4 protein-coding genes are annotated in these 2,550 nt (G+C 71.6%); all 4 read left to right on the forward strand.

Annotated elements, in window-relative coordinates; translation table 11 throughout:
* On the forward strand, nucleotides 1–826 hold an 826-nt coding region (locus AC2TC0_RS16125; RefSeq protein WP_484718470.1), incomplete at its 5' end, for a hypothetical protein.
* Nucleotides 823–1,347 (forward strand): hypothetical protein, encoded by a 525-nt coding sequence (locus tag AC2TC0_RS16130; RefSeq protein WP_484718471.1) that lies wholly within the window; start codon nucleotides 823–825, stop codon nucleotides 1,345–1,347. The genes AC2TC0_RS16125 and AC2TC0_RS16130, both read left to right, overlap by 4 nt.
* Nucleotides 1,344–1,862, forward strand: coding sequence for a hypothetical protein (locus AC2TC0_RS16135; RefSeq protein ID WP_484718472.1), 519 nt, complete (start codon nucleotides 1,344–1,346; stop codon nucleotides 1,860–1,862). The genes AC2TC0_RS16130 and AC2TC0_RS16135 overlap by 4 nt, the downstream gene beginning before the upstream one ends.
* Nucleotides 1,859–2,550 (forward strand): secretin N-terminal domain-containing protein (locus AC2TC0_RS16140; protein WP_484718473.1); only part of this gene is annotated, 692 nt, incomplete at its 3' end. The genes AC2TC0_RS16135 and AC2TC0_RS16140, both read left to right, overlap by 4 nt.

Genomic DNA, 2,550 nt, shown 5'->3' on the forward strand with positions numbered 1-2,550 from the left:
CGAGCGCGCCGACCAGTCGCTCGACGAACTCGGCGATGACGGCTGGGCCGATCTGGCGCGGCTGTGCAGCGAAGCGCGCGCGCTGCTGGTTTTGCCGCCGGGGCAAGAGCTCCACCTCGAGGTCGATCTCCCGCACGCTGCCCTCGCGCGCGTCGATGCCGCACTTGGCTATCAGCTCGCGCGCCGCGCGCCGCTTGAGCCCGCAGCGCTGGTCTGGAGCCGCAGCGTCGCCGCGCGTGATGCCAAAACCACCAGTCTGGCGGTCACGCTGGTGCGGCGCAGCGTCGCCGAGGCGGTGCAGGACCAATTTGCCGCGCGCGGGCTCGCGCGCCCGGCGCTCATCAGCAGCGGGGATAGTCCGCCGCAGATTTTGCTCCGCGGCGAAGATGCCAGCATCACCGACGCTGTCCGCCGCAACCGCCGAGCCTATGGCATCGCGCTCGCGCTCATCGCCTCGATCCCGCTCACCAGCCTGGCGCTGCTCAGCTATCAGCGGAGCCAAGTCGAAGCGCGGATGACCTTTTTGTCGAGCGAGGCCGGCAGCGCAGCGCGCGCGGCGGCAGATTTGCAGGCCGCCAGCGAGGCATCCCGCGCGCTTCAGGTGCTGGCGCGCACCCCGGCAGCGACCGCGCGGCTGGCGCGCCCCGCGGCTGCGCTCCCCGAGGGCGCAGTGGTGACCGGCGCAGCGGTCCGCCGCGGTGCTAACGCTGCGCTGCGGCTGACGCTGCCCGCCGGCCTCGACCCCGCCACCACCGGGCTCGCCGTCACCGATGCGCGCCCGCTCCCCGATGGGCGCACCGCGGTCCAGGTGGAGGCGCTGCGATGATTTTTGCGAGCGTCTCACCGCTCGCGCAGCGGCTCATCGCCGCGATGCTCGCGCTTTTGACGCTGCTGCTCACGCTCCAGCTCATCATCCTCCCGCTCTGGGCAGCAGTCGACGCCGAGCGCCAGGCGCTTGCCGACGCGCGCTTTCGGCTGGAGCGGATGGAGGCCATTGTCAGCGGCCCGCCGCCGCCGCGCGCGCCGCGCGAACTGCTTGCGCAGCTCATAACCGCTCCCGATCGCCAAGCCGCAACCGATGCGCTCGCGCGGCGGCTGGCCGCCAGCGCGCGCCAACGCGGGCTGATCGTCCGCACCGCGCCGGTGGCGATCAATGAAACCGCCGCTGGCCGCGCCGTTCTCGTCAATGTCGAGGCGAGCGGTCCTGCCGATCTGCTCATCGCCTGGGTCGCCGAGGCTGAAAGCAGCAATCCCGTCATTCGCTTCGATGCCCTTGAGCTCGATGCTAGCGGCGGCACTGCGCGCCTCACGGGCACCGCGCGTGGCGTGTGGGGGCGCGGGCGATGAGCTTGGTGCGCGGACGCTGGCTGCTCATGGCCCTCGCGGCCGTTCTTGCCCTGTGGGTGCCGTTCCAGATCGCCGACCCGGAAGTTGAAATTGCCGAGCGCCCGCTGCTCATCGCGCCGCGCCCGGTGCGCATCGCTGCCCCCGCCGATCCAGCCCCGCTGATCGCGCGGCTCGATCTGAGTGGCGGGGCAGTTGCCCCAGGCACTGCACCGCTCCCCGCCGACATGGCCGCTGCCCCGCCCGCACAACTGCCGCTCCCCACGCTCGTCGGCACGGCGATCGCCCCGCGCGGGCGCAGCGTGGCGCTGGTGCGCGGCAGCAACGGCCAAGTGGTCACGCTGACCCCGGGCAGCGAAATCGACGGCTGGCGGCTGGCGCGTATCGGCCGCGGCGAGGTCCGCTTCGCGCGCGACGGCGTCACCGAGCGCGTCAGCCTCGATCTTAAGAACCGCGAGCCTTCGGGCACCGCAGCGCCTGCCACCCCCGCTCTCGCCAGTCAGGACAATCTTCCATGAGTGCACGCCCCTTTCGGTCCGGACTGCTCGCTGCTACGGCGCTGGCGCTGCTGCTGCCGTCGTTGACCGGGACAGCGACTGCCCAGTCGCGCCGCGCGCCCGCGACCGAGGCGGGCTATGACCTTGCCTTTGTCGATGCCGATGTGAAGCGCGTCGTCGATGCCGTGCTCGGGTCGATGCTCGGGGTCGATTATGCAGTCGATCCCGCGGTTACCGGCAATGTCACGCTGCGCACCGCGACCCCCGTGCGCCGCGGCGAGCTCATTCCCTTGCTCGAGCAAGCCCTGCGCTCGGTTGGCGCGGTGCTGATCATTGACGGGAACAGCTACCGCGTCGTCACCCGCGCCGCCGCGCGCGCCGAGGCGCGGCTCACCAGTCCCGAGCCCGATGCCAGCGGCGGCGCGATGGCCGCGCCGCCAGCGCCAAGCGACGGCCCTACCCCCGATATCGGCCCCGTCGCGCCGGGTTTTGCGAGCGAGGTCATCACGCTGCGCGCCGCGAGCGCGCCGCAGATCGCCAAACTCATCGAACAGTTCGTCGGCGAAGAGGTGGTGACCAGCGTCGAGCCTGCGCTCAACCGGCTGGTGATTGCGGGAAGCGCGTCGGAGCGCACCGCCGCGCGCCAGATTATTGCGCGCTTCGATGTCGACACATTAGCGGGCATGGAGTTTGAGCTCTATCGCCTCGA

The sequence above is a fragment of the Sphingopyxis sp. sgz302558 genome, assembly GCF_057220455.1.